The 17888-nt window shown below is 68.5% G+C and carries 27 protein-coding genes; 1 reads left to right on the top strand and 26 read right to left on the bottom strand.

Features of this window, described 5'->3' with window-relative positions; translation table 11 throughout:
• The first annotated feature begins 615 nt into the window (after window positions 1-615).
• Complete coding sequence (locus DQW85_RS44370) at window positions 616-2766, top strand: hypothetical protein (protein WP_162794885.1); 2151 nt, start codon at window positions 616-618, stop codon at window positions 2764-2766.
• On the opposite strand, the gene DQW85_RS10720 is transcribed toward DQW85_RS44370, so the two are convergent.
• From DQW85_RS10720 to rplP, 26 genes are all read right to left on the bottom strand, one after another.
• On the bottom strand, window positions 2731-3723 hold the full coding sequence (locus tag DQW85_RS10720) for a tRNA pseudouridine synthase A (protein ID WP_113700196.1): 993 nt from the start codon (window positions 3721-3723) through the stop codon (window positions 2731-2733). The genes DQW85_RS44370 and DQW85_RS10720 overlap by 36 nt on opposite strands.
• A gap of 97 nt (window positions 3724-3820) precedes the next feature.
• On the bottom strand, window positions 3821-4402 hold the full coding sequence (gene rplQ, locus DQW85_RS10715) for a 50S ribosomal protein L17 (RefSeq protein ID WP_113700195.1): 582 nt from the start codon (window positions 4400-4402) through the stop codon (window positions 3821-3823).
• 153 nt (window positions 4403-4555) lie between these two features.
• Window positions 4556-5572 carry a DNA-directed RNA polymerase subunit alpha gene (locus DQW85_RS10710; RefSeq protein ID WP_113700194.1) on the bottom strand — a complete coding sequence of 339 codons (1017 nt, stop codon included), beginning with the start codon at window positions 5570-5572 and terminating at the stop codon, window positions 4556-4558.
• 251 nt (window positions 5573-5823) lie between these two features.
• Window positions 5824-6450: a 30S ribosomal protein S4 gene (gene rpsD, locus DQW85_RS10705; protein WP_113700193.1), complete on the bottom strand. Its 627-nt coding sequence runs from the start codon at window positions 6448-6450 to the stop codon at window positions 5824-5826.
• 20 nt (window positions 6451-6470) lie between these two features.
• Window positions 6471-6875, bottom strand: coding sequence for a 30S ribosomal protein S11 (gene rpsK, locus DQW85_RS10700; RefSeq protein WP_020542285.1), 405 nt, complete (start codon window positions 6873-6875; stop codon window positions 6471-6473).
• A gap of 123 nt (window positions 6876-6998) precedes the next feature.
• Window positions 6999-7379 (bottom strand): 30S ribosomal protein S13, encoded by a 381-nt coding sequence (rpsM, locus tag DQW85_RS10695; RefSeq protein ID WP_113700192.1) that lies wholly within the window; start codon window positions 7377-7379, stop codon window positions 6999-7001.
• A gap of 236 nt (window positions 7380-7615) precedes the next feature.
• The gene (gene rpmJ / locus DQW85_RS10690) at window positions 7616-7729 is read right to left on the bottom strand and encodes a 50S ribosomal protein L36 (RefSeq protein WP_003956441.1); all 114 of its coding nucleotides are present in this window, start codon (window positions 7727-7729) and stop codon (window positions 7616-7618) included.
• Between the two features lie 24 nt (window positions 7730-7753).
• A complete protein-coding gene (infA, locus tag DQW85_RS10685; protein WP_012887858.1) occupies window positions 7754-7975 on the bottom strand; it encodes a translation initiation factor IF-1 in 222 nt (73 codons plus the stop codon).
• A 317-nt stretch (window positions 7976-8292) separates the two neighbouring features.
• Window positions 8293-8712 carry a hypothetical protein gene (locus DQW85_RS10680; protein WP_162794884.1) on the bottom strand — a complete coding sequence of 140 codons (420 nt, stop codon included), beginning with the start codon at window positions 8710-8712 and terminating at the stop codon, window positions 8293-8295.
• A gap of 98 nt (window positions 8713-8810) precedes the next feature.
• On the bottom strand, window positions 8811-9248 hold the full coding sequence (locus DQW85_RS10670; protein WP_113700190.1) for a DUF1707 SHOCT-like domain-containing protein: 438 nt from the start codon (window positions 9246-9248) through the stop codon (window positions 8811-8813).
• Window positions 9249-9263: 15 nt separating this feature from the next.
• On the bottom strand, window positions 9264-10073 hold the full coding sequence (gene map / locus DQW85_RS10665) for a type I methionyl aminopeptidase (RefSeq protein WP_113700189.1): 810 nt from the start codon (window positions 10071-10073) through the stop codon (window positions 9264-9266).
• Between the two features lie 123 nt (window positions 10074-10196).
• Complete coding sequence (locus tag DQW85_RS10660; RefSeq protein WP_113700188.1) at window positions 10197-10847, bottom strand: adenylate kinase; 651 nt, start codon at window positions 10845-10847, stop codon at window positions 10197-10199.
• Window positions 10847-12157 carry a preprotein translocase subunit SecY gene (gene secY / locus DQW85_RS10655; protein WP_113700187.1) on the bottom strand — a complete coding sequence of 437 codons (1311 nt, stop codon included), beginning with the start codon at window positions 12155-12157 and terminating at the stop codon, window positions 10847-10849. The genes DQW85_RS10660 and secY overlap by 1 nt, the downstream gene beginning before the upstream one ends.
• Window positions 12158-12326: 169 nt before the next feature.
• Window positions 12327-12782 (bottom strand): 50S ribosomal protein L15, encoded by a 456-nt coding sequence (rplO, locus tag DQW85_RS10650; protein WP_113700186.1) that lies wholly within the window; start codon window positions 12780-12782, stop codon window positions 12327-12329.
• Window positions 12783-12784: 2 nt separating this feature from the next.
• A complete protein-coding gene (rpmD, locus tag DQW85_RS10645) occupies window positions 12785-12967 on the bottom strand; it encodes a 50S ribosomal protein L30 (protein ID WP_020542293.1) in 183 nt (60 codons plus the stop codon).
• 2 nt (window positions 12968-12969) lie between these two features.
• Window positions 12970-13602 (bottom strand): 30S ribosomal protein S5, encoded by a 633-nt coding sequence (gene rpsE, locus DQW85_RS10640; protein ID WP_113700185.1) that lies wholly within the window; start codon window positions 13600-13602, stop codon window positions 12970-12972.
• 49 nt (window positions 13603-13651) lie between these two features.
• A complete protein-coding gene (gene rplR / locus DQW85_RS10635; RefSeq protein WP_113700184.1) occupies window positions 13652-14035 on the bottom strand; it encodes a 50S ribosomal protein L18 in 384 nt (127 codons plus the stop codon).
• Window positions 14036-14037: 2 nt separating this feature from the next.
• The gene (gene rplF / locus DQW85_RS10630; RefSeq protein ID WP_113700183.1) at window positions 14038-14580 is read right to left on the bottom strand and encodes a 50S ribosomal protein L6; all 543 of its coding nucleotides are present in this window, start codon (window positions 14578-14580) and stop codon (window positions 14038-14040) included.
• A 16-nt stretch (window positions 14581-14596) separates the two neighbouring features.
• A complete protein-coding gene (gene rpsH, locus DQW85_RS10625; RefSeq protein ID WP_113700182.1) occupies window positions 14597-14995 on the bottom strand; it encodes a 30S ribosomal protein S8 in 399 nt (132 codons plus the stop codon).
• Window positions 14996-15182: 187 nt separating this feature from the next.
• Entirely contained in the window at window positions 15183-15368 is a 186-nt protein-coding gene (locus DQW85_RS10620) for a type Z 30S ribosomal protein S14 (protein ID WP_020542298.1), read from the bottom strand.
• 2 nt (window positions 15369-15370) lie between these two features.
• Entirely contained in the window at window positions 15371-15946 is a 576-nt protein-coding gene (rplE, locus tag DQW85_RS10615; RefSeq protein ID WP_113700181.1) for a 50S ribosomal protein L5, read from the bottom strand.
• Window positions 15946-16248 carry a 50S ribosomal protein L24 gene (gene rplX, locus DQW85_RS10610; RefSeq protein ID WP_205315027.1) on the bottom strand — a complete coding sequence of 101 codons (303 nt, stop codon included), beginning with the start codon at window positions 16246-16248 and terminating at the stop codon, window positions 15946-15948. Before rplX ends, rplE begins: the two co-directional genes overlap by 1 nt.
• A gap of 8 nt (window positions 16249-16256) precedes the next feature.
• Window positions 16257-16628: a 50S ribosomal protein L14 gene (gene rplN, locus DQW85_RS10605; RefSeq protein ID WP_026214151.1), complete on the bottom strand. Its 372-nt coding sequence runs from the start codon at window positions 16626-16628 to the stop codon at window positions 16257-16259.
• A gap of 199 nt (window positions 16629-16827) precedes the next feature.
• The gene (gene rpsQ / locus DQW85_RS10600) at window positions 16828-17133 is read right to left on the bottom strand and encodes a 30S ribosomal protein S17 (protein ID WP_113700179.1); all 306 of its coding nucleotides are present in this window, start codon (window positions 17131-17133) and stop codon (window positions 16828-16830) included.
• A complete protein-coding gene (rpmC, locus tag DQW85_RS10595) occupies window positions 17126-17362 on the bottom strand; it encodes a 50S ribosomal protein L29 (RefSeq protein ID WP_113700212.1) in 237 nt (78 codons plus the stop codon). The genes rpsQ and rpmC overlap by 8 nt, the downstream gene beginning before the upstream one ends.
• Complete coding sequence (gene rplP / locus DQW85_RS10590) at window positions 17362-17781, bottom strand: 50S ribosomal protein L16 (protein ID WP_101783547.1); 420 nt, start codon at window positions 17779-17781, stop codon at window positions 17362-17364. The genes rpmC and rplP overlap by 1 nt, the downstream gene beginning before the upstream one ends.
• Window positions 17782-17888: the final 107 nt, after the last annotated feature.

Below are 17888 nucleotides of genomic sequence, written 5' to 3'. Positions count from 1 at the left end.
CCCAGGTCTGAGCACGATCGTGGGCCAGCCGACGGCTCGGCAGCAGCGGCGACGCCACCGCCCAGCTTCGGCCGGCCCGCCGAGCACCACGCCCCCTCACCGTACGGCGTGCCGTCCGACGACACGGCGCCCGGCCTCATGCACCCGTCCGACGAGACTCTGCCCGGACGCACGCACTCCTCGCCGCCCTTCCCGCCGTTCCCCGATTCCCCGACGTCCGCGCCCTTCCCCGATTCCCCGATCTCCGGGCGGTCTGCCGGGTCAGCGACGCCCGCACCGGATGCCGGCCGGCCAGGACCCGCCACCACGAGGCGCGCCGAAGGCCCCCTGTCGGCCGGCGACCAGGCACCCGTGGCCGGGGATCCCGCGGCCGGGGTTCACCTGCCTCCGGGAGGGCCGGGACGCCGGGCAGGACAGGCGGCGCATCCGTGGGAGGTCCCGGCCGACGACACCGCGCCGTACGACTGGTTCGCCGACGAGAACCACCCCGGCCGCCACGGGCAGCAGCCCGACCCCAGAACACGGCGCCCCGATCCCTGGACACCTCAGGGTGCTCCTCCGACACCTCAGGGTGCTCCTCCGACGCGGCGTAGCGCTCCTCCCACGGCGGCGGAGGTGCCCGAGCCCGTCGAGAGGCCGCAACCCTGGACAGGCGGCCCGGTCGTGCCCGGCGCGCCGCGCTGGGAGCCACCGCCCGCCTTCACGGCCGCGGCGGCGGGCATGCAGGTGTGGCCGGCCCCGGTCGCTGACACGCCCTCAATGCCCCCATGGCCCGCCGCGACGGGCGAGCCCGTACCCGGCCTGGACAGCGACGACGCCTTCGACCCGAACGCGACGGCCCCGCGCCTCCTCCCGCCGAACCCGGCACCCCCACCGGTCCTCCCCCCGAACGCCACGCCCCCGCCGCCCGTCCCGCATTCCAACGCGACGGCTCCGCCGGTCCAGCCCTCCAACGCGACGGCTCCGCCGGTCCGGCCCCCGGACGCCACATCATCCCCGCGCGCCCAGTCCCCGGACGCGACGGCTCCCCACCCGGCGCCCGCGGAGACCCCGCCACCGCCCGAGGCATCCCCCGACACGGCAGTCACCCACCCGGCGGCCACCAACCTGGCAGCCCCGGGCCTGACCGCGCCTCACCCGATCGAGGGTCACCCCATCGAGGGGGGCCGCACACCCGCACCTCCCGCCGCCGGCCCCGAGGCGTCCGGGAAGCACACGCCGACGGACATGGCGCCCGATACCGCGAAGACCCCCACCAGCCGCACGATCAGGGGCACCCCGCGCCCCGCCGAGCCCGGCGACGTACCGGTCTGGCCCCCCGTTCCCGCGCGGGCCCAGCAGCCCGCCCCGCCTCGCGACACCGAGTCGCCGGCCCCGACCGGACCGAAGCCCGCCACCTGGTCACCGCCCCCGGCCACCTCCCAGCCTCCCGCCGCCCACTCTGCTGCCTCCCCGGGGCCGCAGCCCGACGGCCCGGCCCCCGAGGGTCCGGCACGCACCGGAACGGCACGCGCGGAAGCGACCCCCGCCAGCGCGGCCTCCACGACCACGCCCCCTACCGGCACTGCTTCCACCGGCCTGGCCCCTACCAACCCTGCCCCTACCAACCCTGCCCCCACCGACACGACACCACTAGGCACCACACCACCAGGCACGACACCACTCGGCACCACACCACCAGGCACGACACCACCTGGCACGGCAGCCACGCCCCAAGGCCCTACCGGCACGCCTCCTGCCAACGCCCAATCCGCCGTCCCAGCTCAAGGAGGCCCGGCCGCCGTCCCCGGGTCCACATCCTGGCCGCCCCCGCCCCAGACCGAGGAGCAACGTCAGGAGGAGCAGCTCCCCGAGCTCCCCTTCACCCGCGACATCTGGGGCAAACCAGACATTCCCCCACCCCATCAGCGCTCGACCCAGCCCCTGACCACCTTCGATCTTCCCACGCCGCCGCACGGCACCCCGGGACTCCAGCAGGGCCCGTTCAAGCAGCCCCCGGTCCAGCAGCCGCTCACGGCCCAGCAGGAGCAGCCGGGCAAGGGCAAGCGGGCCCTGCTCGCGACCCTCGGCGTGCTGGTGCTGGCGGGAGTCACCACCGGCGGCTTCTTCGCGTACAGGTCGCTGAACGCCCCCGTTCCCCGTGCGACGACGGCCGCCACGGCACCGACGCCGCCGCCCACTCCGGCGGGTTCGGCCTCCCCCACGGCCGCCCTGGCGCCCAGCGTCCCCGCCGCGGCCATGCTCGACACGCAGGAGACGGACCCGAAGAAGATGTCGGCCGGCGAGGCGTTCCCCGAGAAGGAGGTCGAGGCGGCGGGTGCGGAGTTCACCAAGATCAAGACGCACACCGAGTCCACGTGCCAGGAGGCCGCCTCGGGCCCGTTCGCGGAGGCGCTGCGCGACGAGAAGTGCAGCCGGGTGCTGCGCGCCACGTACGTGGACGCCAAGCGCCGCTACGCCGTGACGAGCGGCATCGCGGTCTTCCCCTCCAGGGACGCCGCCTTGCGGGCCGACCGGGCCAAGAACCTCAGCCGCAATGTCTGGTTCCGCCCCCTGCCCGGCGCCCCGGGCAGCGGAGGCGAGCGCGTCCACATCGCGGGGGGCTACGCGGCGGGGCTGGTGTGGGGCCGCTACATCGTGTTCAGCTACGCCACGTACGCCGACGGCCACACCCCGGCGACCAAGGACAAGACGCTGGGCAAGGTGAGCGACGCGTTCAGGGACGAGATGTCACTCGTCCTCGAACGCCGCATCGCCAACGGCTGACTTCGTGCGCACCCGCCGCGTCGCGGCGGCGCGCGCCGCGAGCTCCTCCTCCGGCGGGTAGGTGACCTCCTCCAGGCACAGCCCGTGGGCGGGCGCCACGTGCACCCCGGAGTCCCGTACGGACCGCGACAGCACGTGGCCCGGCCACTCCACCGGCCGCCGCCCGTCGCCCACCGCCAGCAGGGCTCCCACCAGCGCCCGGACCATCGAGTGGCAGAAGGCGTCGGCCACGACGGTGGCCACGAGGAGCCCGTCGCCGTCGCGCTCCCAGTAGAGCCGCTGGAGCTCCCTGATGGTGGTGGCCCCGTCGCGCTTCTTGCAGAAGGCCGCGAAGTCGTGCTCCCCGAGCAGCCGCGTGGCCGCCGCGTTCATCGCGTCCGGGTCGAGTGGCCGGTTGTGCCACACCACCTCGCGCCGCCGCAGCGGATCGCCGCCTCCCGCCGCGTCGCTCACCCGGTAGGCGTAGCGGCGGGACAGAGCGGAGAAACGCGCGTCGAATCCCTCAGAGGCCACGCAGACCCGATGAACCCGTACATCCGGCTCCAGAACCCCGCCCAGCCGCCGCACGAGCGCAGCGAGCCGCTCATCCACGTCCAGAGGCGCTCGCTCGCCCCGCGCCTCCTCCCCGTTCCGCGCACCTTCCCCGTTCCGCGCACCCTGGCCGCCCTGCGGGCCCCGCGCGTCCCGCCCGTCCTGCGGGCCCCGCGCATCCGCGAGCGGTCTGCGGGAGAGCTCGCCCAGGCACGCCACCGGGACGTCCACGTGCGCCACCTGCCCCCGGGCGTGCACACCGGCGTCCGTGCGCCCGGCCACCGTCAGCGCGGGCGGCTCGGGCAGCCGCAGGATCCGGCCGAGCGCCTGCTCGATCTCGCCCTGTACGGTACGCCGCCCGGGCTGGCGGGCCCACCCTGAGAAGTCGGTGCCGTCGTACCCGAGGTCGAGGCGGAGCCGTATCACGAGCTACCTCCAGTGAACGAGAAGAGGCCGGTGAACGAGAAACGGGCCCGGAACCCCGTGCTGGGGGTCCGGACCCGGTTCGGCGGAGCCTGACGGATCAGGCCTCGTCCTTCTTCGCCTCGTCCTTGGCCTCGGCCTGCTCGGCCGGGGCAGCGGGCTCGTCAGCCGGAGCCTCGTCGGCCTTCGCCGCGGGAGCCTCCTCGGCGACCTCGGCGGCCGGCGCCTCCGTCTCGGCGGCGGCCTCGCTCTCCTCAGCCGCGGCCGGAGCGGGAGCCGCGGCGGCGGCCGGGGCGTCGGTGCGCGAGACCTGGACCGAGTTCAGCGGCTCGCTCACCAGCTCAATGACCGCCATCGGGGCGTTGTCGCCCTTGCGCGGCCCGATCTTGGTGATGCGGGTGTAGCCGCCGGGACGCTCAGCGAACGTCGTCGCGATCTCGGTGAAGAGGTGGTGGACGACGCCCTTGTCCTTGACGACCGTGAGCACCTGGCGACGGTTGTGGATGTCGCCCTTCTTCGCCTTGGTGATCAGGCGCTCCGCCACCGGGCGGAGGCGCTTGGCCTTGGCAACCGTGGTGCGGATCTTGCCGTGGCGGAACAGGTCCGTGGCGAGGTTCGCCAAGATCAGCCGCTCGTGAGCCGGGCTGCCGCCAAGACGTGCGCCCTTGGTGGGCTTGGGCATTGCGTTCTCCTTGTGTGTGAACCCGCCCCGGCCGTGCCAGGTACCGGAGTCGGGCCGGATCGCGGTCGTTCGGTGCGATCCGTTACTGTCGCCCGCGCCGCACGGCGGTGCCGCACGGCGCGGGATGGGCGGGAGCCGGGGCTCCCGCCGGGATCAGTATTGCTCGGTCTCGACGTACGCGCTGTCGTCGTCGTCGTAACCGGCGCCGGCCACCGCGCTCGGGTCGAACCCGGGCGGGGAGTCCTTGAGCGCCAGCGACATCTCGTGCAGCTTCTGCTTGACCTCTTCGATGGACTTGGCGCCGAAGTTGCGGATGTCCAGGAGGTCCTGCTCGCTGCGGGCGACGAGCTCACCCACGGTGTGGATGCCCTCGCGCTTGAGGCAGTTGTAGGAGCGGACCGTGAGGTTGAGCTCCTCGATCGGCAGCGCCAGGTCGGCGGCGAGGGCGGCGTCGGTCGGCGACGGGCCGATGTCGATGCCCTCGGCCTCGACGTTGAGCTCGCGGGCCAGGCCGAACAGCTCGACGAGCGTCTTGCCGGCGGAGGCCACCGCGTCGCGGGGCTTCATGGCCGGCTTGGTCTCGACGTCGAGGATCAGGCGGTCGAAGTCGGTGCGCTGCTCGACTCGGGTCGCCTCGACCTTGTAGGTGACCTTGAGCACCGGGGAGTAGATGGAGTCGATCGGGATGCGACCGATCTCCTGGCCCGGCTGCTTGTTCTGGGCGGCGGAGACGTAGCCGCGACCGCGCTCGACGGTCAGCTCCATCTCCAGCTTGGCCTTGCTGTTGAGCGTGGCGATGCGCAGCTCGGGGTTGTGCACCTCGACACCGGCCGGGGGCGCGATGTCGGCGGCGGTGACCTCACCCGGGCCCTGCTTACGCAGGTACATCACGACCGGCTCGTCGTGCTCGGAGGAGACGACCAGCTCCTTGAGGTTGAGGATGATGTCGGTGACGTCTTCCTTGACCCCGGGAACGGTCGAGAACTCGTGCAGCACGCCCTCGATCCGGATGCTCGTCACGGCCGCGCCCGGGATGGACGACAGCAGCGTGCGGCGGAGCGAGTTGCCGATGGTGTAGCCGAAGCCCGGCTCCAGAGGCTCGATGACGAACCTGGACCGGGTCTCGTCGATCGACTCTTCGAGAAGGGTCGGACGCTGAGCGATCAGCATGCGGGTCTCCCCTTGTCGTGTGACGCCCGCTATATGACGTCACTCCGATGTACAGCCTAGGTGACTCCTCCGCTCCCTGAAGGGGGCGGCTTCTCGCTTTCCTCGATTGAGGTAGGCGACGGACAAGCCCTGCCCGTTTCCGAACACAAGAACTATAACAGGGAAGCGATTCCCCTGCCGGGTGAAACCCGGCAGTCCCCTCGCCAGATCGGATGGCGTACGCCGCGCGCACGCCATCCGGGCGGTGAGGACTACTTGGAGTAGTACTCGACGATGAGCTGCTCCTGGACCTGGGTGTCGATCTGCTGACGGACCGGCAGCTGGTGCACCAGGATGCGGAGCTTGTCGGGCACGACGCCCAGCCAGGCCGGGACCGTGCGGTCGCCGGCGGTGGCGCGGGCCACCTCGTACGGCAGGAGGTTGCGCTTGTTCTCGCGGACCTCGATGATGTCGTGCTCGCGCACGCGGTAGGACGGGATGTCCACCTTCTTGCCGTTCACCAGGATGTGGCCGTGGCGCACCTGCTGGCGGGCGGCGTCACGCGACTGGGCGAAGCCGGCGCGGTAGACGACGTTGTCGAGGCGGCTCTCCAGGATCTGGAGCAGGACCTCACCCGACTTGCCGCTCTTGCCGGCGGCCTCCTCGTAGTAGTTGCGGAACTGCTTCTCGAGGACGCCGTAGATGCGGCGGGTCTTCTGCTTCTCGCGAAGCTGAAGCTGGTACTCGGACTCCTTGGGACGTCCGCGGCCGTGCTCACCCGGGGGGTAAGGACGGATCTCGATGGGGCACTTGGCGGACTCGCACTTGCTGCCCTTGAGGAAGAGCTTGGTCTTCTCACGACGGCAGAGCTTGCAGTCCGCGCCCGTGTAACGAGCCATTTCTCAATCTCTCCTGGAATTCAGACGCGGCGGCGCTTCGGCGGACGGCAGCCGTTGTGCGGAACCGGGGTGACGTCCTGGATCGAACCCACCTCGAGGCCGGTGGCCTGGAGGGAGCGGATCGCGGTCTCACGGCCGGAGCCGGGACCCTTGACGAAGACGTCGACCTTGCGCATGCCGTGCTCCATGGCCCGGCGAGCGGCGTTCTCGGCGGCCATCTGAGCGGCGAACGGGGTGGACTTACGGGAGCCCTTGAAGCCCACGTGGCCCGCGCTGGCCCAGGAGATCACGTTCCCGTTGGGGTCGGTGATCGAGACGATCGTGTTGTTGAACGTGCTCTTGATGTGGGCGTGCCCGTGAGCGACGTTCTTCTTTTCCTTGCGGCGCACCTTCTTGGGCGCGCCCTGGCGGCTCTTAGGAGGCATCTCTTGCCTTCACTCCTGAGGTCTTCGGTCTCGCGGCTGTTTAGAACGGTCGCGCTCGCTTGGGCCCTCGCTGGTCACGCGAGCTACCGCTCTCGGGCCGAGCGCTCGCCGCTCCGGTGCGGACTACTTCTTACCGGGCTTCTTCTTGCCGGCCACGGTCTTCTTCTTGCCCTTGCGGGTGCGCGCGTTGGTCTGGGTGCGCTGGCCGTGGACGGGCAGGCCCTTGCGGTGCCGGATGCCCTGGTAGCAACCGATTTCGATCTTGCGGCGGATGTCGGCCTGGACCTCGCGGCGCAGGTCACCCTCGATCTTGTAGTTCGCCTCGATGTAGTCACGCATCGGGACGAGCTCGGTGTCGGTGAGCTCATGCACGCGCAGGTCGCCGCTGACGCCCGTCGCCTGGAGGATCTCCTGGGCGCGGGTGCGGCCGATTCCGTAGATGTAGGTGAGAGCGATCTCCAGCCGCTTCTCGCGGGGGAGGTCGACGCCAACCAGGCGGGCCATGGTCGGGCATTCTCCTTCGGTATGGCGGAGGTCTTGCGCCCCACTTCCCCTCCCCATGCCCGGGGTGAGGGCCCCGGCCTCCGACCGGGGGTCTCCTGAGTGGTACGGACCCGCCTCCGGGCCGGAACCCGGTGACGGCGCCGCCTGCTCAGGTGTGACGCGCTATTGCTGACTCAGGCTTCTCATGCGTCGAGCCCGCTCCCTCCCGGGGCGGACTCGGAGAAGCCTTGCGGCGACTAGCCCTGACGCTGCTTGTGGCGCAGGTTGTCGCAGATCACCATGACGCGACCGTGCCGGCGGATCACCTTGCACTTGTCGCAGATCTTCTTGACGCTCGGCTTTACCTTCATTGTCCTTCGTGTTCCTCAGACGTCTTACTTGTATCGGTAGACGATCCGCCCACGACTGAGGTCGTAGGGGCTCAGTTCCACGACCACCCGGTCGTCGGGCAGGATCCGGATGTAGTGCATCCGCATCCGTCCGCTGATGTGGGCCAGGACCTTATGGCCGTTGTCGAGCTGCACCCGGAACATGGCGTTCGGGAGCGACTCGACCACAGTGCCCTCGATCTCGATGGCGCCGTCTTTCTTGGCCAAAATCCCTCGCGTTTCACTGATAGATCGTCTGAGGCTCCGGTTCACTAAGCAGCCGCGACCCCACGCTTCGAAGAGAGCGGCGACCGGCGAGGCCGCCGACGCGTGATGGTCATAGTGAGCCGACTAAGGAGTGTACGACACCTGCGCTCAAAACGCGAAACGCGTGTCAGGTGTCCTGACACAACCATCCGACAGTTTACCCCACGCCGCAGGGGCTTCCGGCCAACTCGCGCACCGAGGCGCGGAGAATCCCCGAGGGAGCGCCGAAGGCCCGCCGGAACCCGGCGGGCCTTCGTTGGGGTGGTCGGCATGAGCGATCAGTAGATCCGGTACACCTTGCCGCAGTAGGTGAACTTCCCGCCCCAGCAGGTGTAGGTGTAGAGCTTCTTGATGCCCTTCTTCGACCAGGTGCCGCTGTGGGAGCCGTCCCACTTGAGGGCGAACTTGCCGCCGCCACCGCCGTGGAGCTCGTAGCGGAACCAGACCCAGCCGGCCTTGCTCGTGAACTCCTTGCCGTACCACTTCGTGTAGACCTTGCCCGACGACTTCCAGGTGTAGCCGTAGGTGTAGGCCTTGTGGTTCTTGGAGTAGAACTTGCCCCACTTGTGCACCGGCGCCGACTGGGCGGCGGCGGGGGCCGAAGCGGTGGCGGGGGCGGCCTGGGCGGCGGGAGCGGTGAGCGCGAGACCGGTGACGATGGAGCCGGTGAGGGCGGCGGCTGCGAGGACCTTACGCATTGTTTCCTCCGGGGAGCTGTGTTTCTCGACACCGCTCACGTTAGGAAGATTCGCCCAGGCAATCTGTGGAGGAATACGCAGAATGCACTAGTGCACACTCAGCGTTTCCTCGAGTCGCCCCCGCCGCCACCGAAAACGGTGCTCACCAGCAAGATGACGCCCCACGGCCCCATGACCCAGAGCGGCCACGGGTAGACGGCGTGGCCGGAGGTGATGCTGACGATCAGCCAGATCACCCAGTTGATCCCGCTCGCCATCGCCCAGGCGCCCCACGCGGCCCGCAGACCCGCGTGCGCGGACTTCTGCTGCGCGGGCGCCTTCGACACCTTGGCGACCTGGCGCTGCCGCAGGTCCACGTCGGGCAGGTCGGCTGTCAGCCGGGCGAGCTCGCCGTACGTCTTGCTCTTGTAGAGCTGCTCCAGCCGCTCGTTGAACTCGTCCATGGTGATCCGGCCCTGCGCGGTGTGCTCCCGGAGGACGGCCGCGACCCGGTCACGGTCGACGTCGGAGGCACGCATCTCGGGGCTCTGCGTCATGCCCACCACTCCCGGCTAGTTATGCAATTGCGCCAGGCGCTCCGCACCCCCGTCTAGGGCGGTGAGCACCCAAGGTCCATTATGTGTCACCGCGACGCTGTGCTCGAAGTGTGCGGACGGCTTCCCGTCGACCGTCACGACGGTCCAGTCGTCGGCGAGCACGCGTGTCCGCTCGGTGCCGAGGTTGACCATGGGCTCGATGGCCAGGCACATCCCCTCCTCCAGGGTGGGGCCGCGGCCGGGCCTGCCGTGGTTGGCGATCCACGGGTCCATGTGCATCTCGGTGCCGATGCCGTGGCCGCCGTACTCGGGCGGGATGCCGAACCGGCCCTGGCCGCGGACGTACCTCTCGACCTCGTAGCCGATGTCCGACAGGCGGCGGCCGACGGTCAGCGCCGCGATGCCCCGCCACATCGCCTCCTCGGTGATGCGCATGAGCTCGGTCAGCTTGGGATCGACCTCGCCGACGGGCACCGTCACCGCGGAGTCGCCGTGCCAGCCGTCGAGGATGGCGCCGCAGTCGATGGAGATGATGTCGCCCTCGCGCAGCTTGCGGGCGTTCGTCGGGATGCCGTGCACGACCTGGTCGTTGACGGAGGCACAGATGGTCGCCGGGAATCCCTGGTATCCCTTGAAAGACGGGATGGCCCCCTCGTCCCTGATGGCCTTCTCGGCGATGACGTCGAGGTCGAGCGGCGTCATCCCGGGCTCGACCGAGCGCCTCAGCAGCTCCAGCGTGCGCCCGACGACAAGGCCGGCAGCGCGCATCTTGTCGAGCTGCTCGGCCGTCTTGATCTGAATTCCATGCCTGTTCTTCTTGAACACGTCTCGGCACCCCCAGGGTATGCAACGGGCGGACGCGGGAGCCCAATTCCCCCCACAATAGCCGCGAGGTGGCACGAGAATCCGTGCCACCTCGTCAGTCGGTCCGTAGAGCCATGCCACGAACTACCCCATGAAAGGGCGGATCGCCTCCATGGCCCGCTCGGTGACCTCCTCGACCGGACCCGTCGCGTCGACCCCGACGAGGATGTCCTCGTCGGCGTAATAGGCGACGAGCGGCGCCGTCTGCTCCTGGTAGACCTCCAGGCGGTGCCTGACGGTCTCCTCCTTGTCGTCGTCGCGCTGGAAGAGCGCGCCGCCGCAGGCGTCGCACCGGTCGTCCTGCTTGTCGTCGAACTCCACATGCCAGATGCGTCCGCACTGGCTGCAGGTGCGCCGCCCGGCCAGCCTCCTGACCACCTCGTCGTCGTCGACGACGAGCTCCAGCACCAGATCGAGCGCCTGGCCCCACTCCTTGAGCATGTCACGCAGGATCTCTGCCTGGGGCACGTTGCGCGGGAAGCCGTCGAGCAGGAACCCGTCCTGCGCGTCGTCCTCCGAGAGGCGGTCACGGACCATGGCGATGGTGACCTTGTCAGGCACCAGGTCACCGCGGTCCATGTAGGTCTTGGCGAGCTTGCCGAGCTCCGTGCCGCCAGAGACGTTGGCACGGAAAATGTCACCTGTCGAGATCTTCGGGATAGACAGGTTCGATGCGATGTACTGGGCCTGCGTCCCCTTTCCCGCTCCGGGGGGCCCGACCAGAACGAGACGCACTACCGCAGGAAACCTTCGTAGTTACGCTGCTGGAGCTGGCTCTCGATCTGCTTGACCGTGTCCAGGCCGACACCAACCATGATCAGAATGCTCGTCCCTCCGAACGGGAAGTTCTGGCTCGCACCGGCCACCGACAGCGCGACGATCGGGACCATGGAGATCAGACCCAGATAGAGCGCGCCGGGCGCGGTCAGACGGGTGAGCACGTAGTTCAAGTATTCAGCCGTCGGCCGGCCCGGGCGGATGCCCGGAATGAACCCACCGTACTTCTTCATGTTGTCGGCGACTTCAGGGGGGTTGAAAGTGATGGACACGTAGAAGTACGTGAAGAACACGATCAGCACGAAGAACGTGATCATGTAGATCGGCGTGTCGCCCGTGGCGAGGTTCTGCGCGATCCACTGCACGACCGGGTTGGGCTTCTCGGCGTTGGCGAACAGCGAGGTCACCAGCTGCGGCAGGTAGAGCAGCGACGAGGCGAAGATGACCGGGATGATGCCGGCCTGGTTGACCTTCAGCGGGATGTAGGTGGACGTGCCGCCGTACATCCTGCGGCCGACCATCCGCTTGGCGTACTGCACGGGGATGCGGCGCTGCGCCTGCTCGACGAAGACCACCGCGGCGATCATGAAGATGCCGACCACCATGACGACGCCGAAGGTGAACTTGTTCGCCTGGAAGATGTTGGCCAGCTCGGAGGGGAAGACCGAGACCACGGAGGTGAAGATCAGGATGGACATGCCGTTGCCGACGCCGCGGTCGGTGATGATCTCACCCAGCCACATGATCACGGAGGTGCCGGCCGTCATGATGACGACCATCGTGACGATCTGGAAGATGTCGTCCGGCTTGATCAGCACGCTCTGCTGGCAGTCGGGGAAGAGCTGGCCGGAACGGGCCAGCGCGATGAAGGCGGTGGACTGGAGGACACCGAGGCCGATCGTCAGATAACGCGTGTACTGCGTGATCTTGGCCTGACCGGCCTGGCCCTCCTTCTTCAGCGCCTCAAGACGGGGGATCACGACGACCAGCAGCTGAAGAATGATGCTGGCCGTGATGTACGGCATGATGCCCAGCGCGAACACTGACAGCTTCAGCAGCGCGCCGCCGCTGAAGAGCTGCACCATCCCGTAAATGTTGCCGGATTGACCGGAACGGGCCTGGTCGTAACAGGCCGCCAGGTTTTCTACGTGAACACCTGGGGTCGGAAGAACCGAGCCAAGGCGGAACAGCGCGATGATGCCCAAGGTGAAGAGCAACTTGTTGCGCAGGTCCGGCGTCCGGAACGCTCGGGTAAACGCGGTCAGCACGGTCCCTCCTGCGCGCCTTTTCGGCGGTGTGAGTATGCGATGGAGCGGGGATCTGCCATCTGAAGTCTCAGGTACAAACGAGCAGGACAGAATCCTGCCGTCTCGCGAACTCTAACGCACTACGGGCGTGGGAGCCCATTGTCAGGGCCCCCACGCCTCGTAATAGCTCTTACAGCTCGGTAACGGAACCACCCGCAGCGGCGATCTTCTCCTTCGCGGTGGCCGAGAAGGCGTGAGCCTGCACGTTGACCGCGACCGAGATCTCCCCGGTGCCGAGCACCTTCACGAGCTGGTTCTTGCGAACAGCGCCCCTGGCGACCAGCGCCTCGACGGTGACCTCGCCACCCTCGGGGAACAGCTCGCCGAGCCTGTCCAGGTTGACGACCTGGTAGGTCGTCTTGAACAGCGCGTTGGAGAAGCCCTTGAGCTTCGGCAGACGCCTCTGCAGCGGCACCTGGCCACCCTCGAACCCGAGGTGCACCGTGTTGCGGGCCTTCGTGCCCTTGGTGCCGCGACCGGACGTCTTGCCCTTGGACGCCTCGCCCCGACCCTTGCGGATCTTGGCCTTGTTGGCGCCGGGGGCGGGACGCAGGTCGTGAATCTTGAGCGGAGCCTTGTCAGTCATGACTAGTCGACCTCTTCCACCTCGACGAGGTGCGTCACCACGGCGACCATCCCGCGAATCTCGGGCCGGTCCTCCTTGACGACGACGTCGCCGATTCGCTTCAGGCCAAGCGAACGCAGCGAGTCGCGCTGGTTCTGCTTGCCACCGATCTTCGAGCGAACCTGAGTGATCTTCAGGCGTGCCACGACTAGCTCACCGCCTTAGCCGCCGCGGCGGCCTCGGCGATGCCCTCGGCGCGAGCCTTGAGCATGCGAGCCGGCGCGACGTCCTCGATCGGCAGTCCACGACGGGCGGCGATCTCCTCGGGCCGGGAAAGGCCCTTCAGAGCCGCCACGGTGGCGTGCACGATGTTGATCGGGTTGTCCGAGCCGAGCGACTTGGACAGCACGTCGTGGATGCCCGCGCACTCCAGGACGGCGCGCACCGGGCCGCCGGCGATGACGCCGGTGCCGGCCGAGGCCGGACGCAGGAAGACGACGCCCGCCGCCTCCTCGCCCTGCACGGTGTGCGGGATCGTGCCCTGGATGCGAGGCACCTTGAAGAAGTGCTTCTTCGCCTCCTCGACGCCCTTGGCGATGGCCGCGGGGACTTCCTTGGCCTTGCCGTAGCCGACGCCGACCAGGCCGTTGCCGTCGCCGACGACGACCAGGGCGGTGAAGCTGAAGCGACGACCACCCTTCACGACCTTGGCCACTCGGTTGATCTTCACTACGCGCTCGATGTACGAGACGCCCTTGTCGGCGGCGCCACCGCGGCGATCGTCACGACGGTCCCGCCGCTCGCCACCGGTGCCGCCACCGCGACGCGGAGCTGCAGCCATCAGTGGTTCCTCATCTCAGTTGCCATTAGTTGCGATCCTCGGGCCCTCATCAGAACTCGAGCCCGCCCTCGCGGGCGCTGTCCGCGAGAGCGGCGATGCGGCCCGCGTAGCGGTTACCGCCGCGGTCGAAGACGACAGCGGTGATCCCGGCTTCCTTGGCCCGCTGAGCGAGGAGCTCGCCGACCTTCTTGGCCTTCTCGGTCTTGTCCGCCTCGAGCGAGCGCAGCGAGGCGTCCATGGTGGACGCGCTGACCAGCGTGTGGCCGACCGTGTCGTCCACGATCTGCACGAACAGGTGACGGGTCGAGCGGTTGACGACCAGGCGCGGACGCGCGGCCGTACCGACGACCTTCTTGCGGACGCGGCGGTGACGGCGGGACCGCGAGACCGTGCGGGCAGCCGTGTGCTTGCTGAACGCAGTCTTCGGAGCCATGCCTACTTACCAGCCTTTCCGACCTTGCGGCGGATCTGTTCGCCCTGGTAGCGCACGCCCTTGCCCTTGTACGGGTCTGGCTTGCGCAGCTTGCGGATGTTGGCCGCGACCTCGCCGACCTTCTGCTTGTCGATGCCGTCCACGTGGAACAGGGTCGGCTTCTCGACGCGGAAGGTGACGCCCTCGGGGGCGTCGACGATGACCGGGTGGCTGAAGCCCAGAGCGAACTCCAGCTGCGTCGGCCCCTTGGCCTGGACGCGGTAACCGACGCCGACGATCTCCAGGGTCTTGGAGTAGCCCTGGGTCACGCCCTGCACCATGTTGGCGATGAGCGTCCTGGACAGGCCGTGCAGCGCACGGACCTTGTTCTCGTCGTTGGGCCGGGTGACGGCGATGGCGCCGTCATCGTCCCTGGCCACCGAGATGGGCTCGGCGACCGTGTGCGAAAGCGCGCCCTTCGGGCCCTTGACCTGGACATCCCGGCCGTTGATCGTGATGTCTACGCCGTTGGGCACAGGGATGGGCAGCCGTCCGATTCGCGACATGCTGGGTTCCTCCCCTCTACCAGACGTAGGCGAGGACTTCCCCGCCCACACCACGCTTGCCGGCCTGCTTGTCGGTCATGAGACCGGCGGACGTCGAGATGATCGCGACGCCGAGCCCGCCCAGGACCCGAGGCAGATTGTCCTTCTTCGCATAGACCCGCAGACCGGGCTTCGAGACCCGGCGCAGGCCCGCGAGCGACCGCTCACGGGTCGGCCCGAACTTGAGCTCAACCACGAGGTTCTTGCCAACCTTGGCGTCCTCGACGCTCCAGGACTGGATGTAGCCCTCCTGCTGGAGGATCTCGGCGATGTGCGCCTTGATCTTGGAGTACGGCATCGACACGCTGTCGTGGTACGCCGAGTTCGCGTTGCGCAGACGCGTCAGCATGTCTGCGATGGGGTCGGTCATCGTCATGGCCAGTGGCCTTCCTCGCCGCGGTTTCCAGTCGGCCAAGCATCCAGTGCGTCAGCACTGCTCTGCCGGTGGACCTTCGGCGTGGTCATGGGAGCTCTCCGCGAGAGCCCCCTGGTTTGACATTGATTCGATACGTACGGCCGGTGAGGCACCGCTCGGGGGCGACGTGTGCCGCCCCCAAGGGTAACTACCAGCTGGACTTGGTGATGCCAGGCAGCTCGCCCCGGTGCGCCATTTCACGGAAGCACACACGGCACAGGCCGAACTTCCGGTAGACGGCGCGCGGCCGGCCACAGCGGGAGCACCGCGTGTAGGCCCGGACCTCGAACTTCTGCTTGCGCCCCGCCTTGGCGATCAGCGACTTCTTCGCCATGATCAGGCCTCCTTGAAGGGGAAGCCGAGGAGCTTCAGCAGCGCCCGGCCCTGGTCGTCGTTCTTCGCGGTGGTCACGACCGTGATGTCCATGCCCCGCGGCCGGTCGACCTTGTCCTGGTCGACCTCGTGGAACATGACCTGCTCGGTCAGACCGAACGTGTAGTTGCCGTTGCCGTCGAACTGCTTGGGCGACAGGCCGCGGAAGTCCCTGATGCGGGGCAGCGCCAGCGACAGCAGCCTGTCGAGGAACTCCCACATCCGGTCACCGCGGAGCGTGACGTGCGCGCCGATCGGCATGCCCTCGCGCAGCTTGAACTGGGCGATGGACTTGCGGGCCCGGACGACGGCCGGCTTCTGGCCGGTGATCACGGTCAGGTCGCGGACTGCGCCCTCGATGAGCTTCGAGTCGCGAGCCGCCTCGCCGACACCCATGTTGACCTTGATCTTCACCAGGCCGGGGATCTGCATGACGTTCTCGATGCCGAACTGCTCGCGAAGCTGCCCCGCGATCTCCTCGCGGTACTTCGTCTTGAGGCGCGGCGTCGGACGCTCGGTCTCGGTGGTCGTGGCAGTCATCAGCTGTCCTCACCCGTCTCGGCGGCGTCGTCGACCTTCTCGTCGGCGGCCTTCTTGGCGGCGGGCTTGTCGTCCTTGAGCTTCTTCACGTTGCTCACGTGGATGGGGCCCTCCATGGTCTGCACGCCGCCCGTCTTGGCGCCGCGCGGACCCTGGTGGGTCTCCTTGGAGTGCTTCTTGATCATGTTGACGCCCTCGACGACCACGCGGTCCTCGCGCGGGTGGGTGGCGATCACACGGCCCTTGGCACCCTTGTCCTTGCCGGCGATGACCTTGACCAGGTCACCCTTCTTCACGTGCAGCTTCGACATCACAGCACCTCCGGGGCGAGCGAGATGATGCGCATGAACTTCTTGTCGCGCAGTTCGCGGCCGACCGGGCCGAAGATACGAGTGCCGCGAGGGTCACCGCTGTCCTTGATGATGACGGCGGCGTTCTCGTCGAAACGGATGTAGGAGCCGTCGGGCCGGCGGCGCTCCTTGACCGTGCGGACGATGACGGCCTTGACCACGTCGCCCTTCTTGACGCCCGTGCTGCCGGGCAGCGCGTCCTTGACAGTGGCGACGATGACGTCGCCGATACCGGCGTAGCGTCGGCCCGAGCCACCGAGAACACGGATGCAGAGGATCTCCTTGGCACCCGTGTTGTCGGCGACCTTGAGCCGCGACTCCTGCTGGATCACGTTCACTCCTGTTAGTCGCGCCGGTTCTCATCTGACGAGCTCTCGTCCGATGAGCCTGGCGGAACCTGCTGTTGTCTTGGTCCTCCGGCCACAGCCCCTGGGGGGCCGCACCGCAGGCGACGCGAGAGCCCTCGCGTCCTTGGACACCGTCATGGGGGGTGTCTCCACCCCCCACGAGGCGCGGTATGTCCGAGAGGGCCTACTTGGCCTTCTCGAGGATCTCGACGACCCGCCAGCGCTTGGTGGCCGACAGCGGCCGGGTCTCCATCAGGAGCACCCGGTCGCCCACGCCGCAGGCGTTGGACTCGTCGTGCGCCTTGTACTTGGTCGTACGGCGGATGACCTTGCCGTACAGCCGGTGCTTCACGCGGTCCTCGACGGCGACGACGACGGTCTTGTCCATCTTGTCGCTGACGACCAGGCCCTCGCGGACCTTGCGGAAGTTGCGCGCCGTCCCGGCGTCCTGGGTGGTCTCGGTGGTCTCGGTGGTCTCGGTCTCAGCCATCGCTCGTCTCCTTCTCGACCGTGACGATGCCCAGCTCGCGCTCGCGCATCACGGTGTAGATACGGGCGATCTCGCGGCGGACGGCGCGCAGCCGCCCGTGGCTCTCCAACTGACCGGTCGCCGCCTGGAAGCGGAGGTTGAACAGCTCCTCCTTCGCCTCCTTCAGCTTCTGGACCAGGGTGTCCTGGTCCTCGAGCCGCAGCTCGCCGGCGGTCAGGCCCTTAGCCATCACGCCTCACCCACTTCACGCTTAACGATCTTGCACTTCATCGGCAGCTTGTGGATCGCGCGCTGAAGCGCCTCGCGCGCGATCGGCTCCGCCACGCCGGACAGCTCGAACATCACGCGTCCGGGCTTGACGTTGGCGATCCACCACTCGGGAGAACCCTTACCGGAACCCATGCGGGTCTCGGCCGGCTTCTTGGTGAGCGGACGGTCGGGGTAGATGTTGATCCACACCTTTCCGCCACGGCGGATGTGACGGGTCATCGCGATTCGGGCGGACTCGATCTGGCGGTTGGTCACGTAGGAGTGCTCAAGCGCCTGGATGCCGAACTCGCCGAACACGACCCTCGTGCCGCCCTTGGCGGCTCCGCTGCGGTCAGGCCGGTGCTGCTTACGGTGCTTGACCCTGCGCGGGATCAGCATGGTCAGCTCCCTTCAGCACCCGGCTGCGCAGCCGGGCCGGTCTCGGGGGCGGCCTGCGGGGCCGCCTCGCTCCTGGGGGCGCGGTCACCGCGGCCGCCGCCACGGCG

The organism is Nonomuraea lactucae (genome assembly GCF_003313395.1).
GTDB lineage: Bacteria > Actinomycetota > Actinomycetes > Streptosporangiales > Streptosporangiaceae > Nonomuraea > Nonomuraea lactucae.
This window is presented reverse-complemented; position numbering and strand designations above follow the sequence as displayed.

What these genes read in the sequence shown, in the direction of transcription:
- rplQ (WP_113700195.1), bottom strand. Translation starts at nt 4,402, where the DNA reads ATGCCCAAGCCCACCAAGGGCGCACGTCTTGGCGGCAGCCCGGCTCAC.
- DQW85_RS10710 (WP_113700194.1), bottom strand. Translation starts at nt 5,572, where the DNA reads ATGCTGATCGCTCAGCGTCCGACCCTTCTCGAAGAGTCGATCGACGAG.
- rpsD (WP_113700193.1), bottom strand. Translation starts at nt 6,450, where the DNA reads ATGGCTCGTTACACGGGCGCGGACTGCAAGCTCTGCCGTCGTGAGAAG.
- rpsK (WP_020542285.1), bottom strand. Translation starts at nt 6,875, where the DNA reads ATGCCTCCTAAGAGCCGCCAGGGCGCGCCCAAGAAGGTGCGCCGCAAG.
- rpsM (WP_113700192.1), bottom strand. Translation starts at nt 7,379, where the DNA reads ATGGCCCGCCTGGTTGGCGTCGACCTCCCCCGCGAGAAGCGGCTGGAG.
- rpmJ (WP_003956441.1), bottom strand. Translation starts at nt 7,729, where the DNA reads ATGAAGGTAAAGCCGAGCGTCAAGAAGATCTGCGACAAGTGCAAGGTG.
- DQW85_RS10680 (WP_162794884.1), bottom strand. Translation starts at nt 8,712, where the DNA reads ATGCGTAAGGTCCTCGCAGCCGCCGCCCTCACCGGCTCCATCGTCACC.
- DQW85_RS10670 (WP_113700190.1), bottom strand. Translation starts at nt 9,248, where the DNA reads ATGACGCAGAGCCCCGAGATGCGTGCCTCCGACGTCGACCGTGACCGG.
- rplO (WP_113700186.1), bottom strand. Translation starts at nt 12,782, where the DNA reads ATGACTGACAAGGCTCCGCTCAAGATTCACGACCTGCGTCCCGCCCCC.
- rpsE (WP_113700185.1), bottom strand. Translation starts at nt 13,602, where the DNA reads ATGGCTGCAGCTCCGCGTCGCGGTGGCGGCACCGGTGGCGAGCGGCGG.
- rplR (WP_113700184.1), bottom strand. Translation starts at nt 14,035, where the DNA reads ATGGCTCCGAAGACTGCGTTCAGCAAGCACACGGCTGCCCGCACGGTC.
- rplF (WP_113700183.1), bottom strand. Translation starts at nt 14,580, where the DNA reads ATGTCGCGAATCGGACGGCTGCCCATCCCTGTGCCCAACGGCGTAGAC.
- rpsH (WP_113700182.1), bottom strand. Translation starts at nt 14,995, where the DNA reads ATGACGATGACCGACCCCATCGCAGACATGCTGACGCGTCTGCGCAAC.
- DQW85_RS10620 (WP_020542298.1), bottom strand. Translation starts at nt 15,368, where the DNA reads ATGGCGAAGAAGTCGCTGATCGCCAAGGCGGGGCGCAAGCAGAAGTTC.
- rplE (WP_113700181.1), bottom strand. Translation starts at nt 15,946, where the DNA reads ATGACTGCCACGACCACCGAGACCGAGCGTCCGACGCCGCGCCTCAAG.
- rpsQ (WP_113700179.1), bottom strand. Translation starts at nt 17,133, where the DNA reads ATGGCTGAGACCGAGACCACCGAGACCACCGAGACCACCCAGGACGCC.
- rpmC (WP_113700212.1), bottom strand. Translation starts at nt 17,362, where the DNA reads ATGGCTAAGGGCCTGACCGCCGGCGAGCTGCGGCTCGAGGACCAGGAC.
- rplP (WP_101783547.1), bottom strand. Translation starts at nt 17,781, where the DNA reads ATGCTGATCCCGCGCAGGGTCAAGCACCGTAAGCAGCACCGGCCTGAC.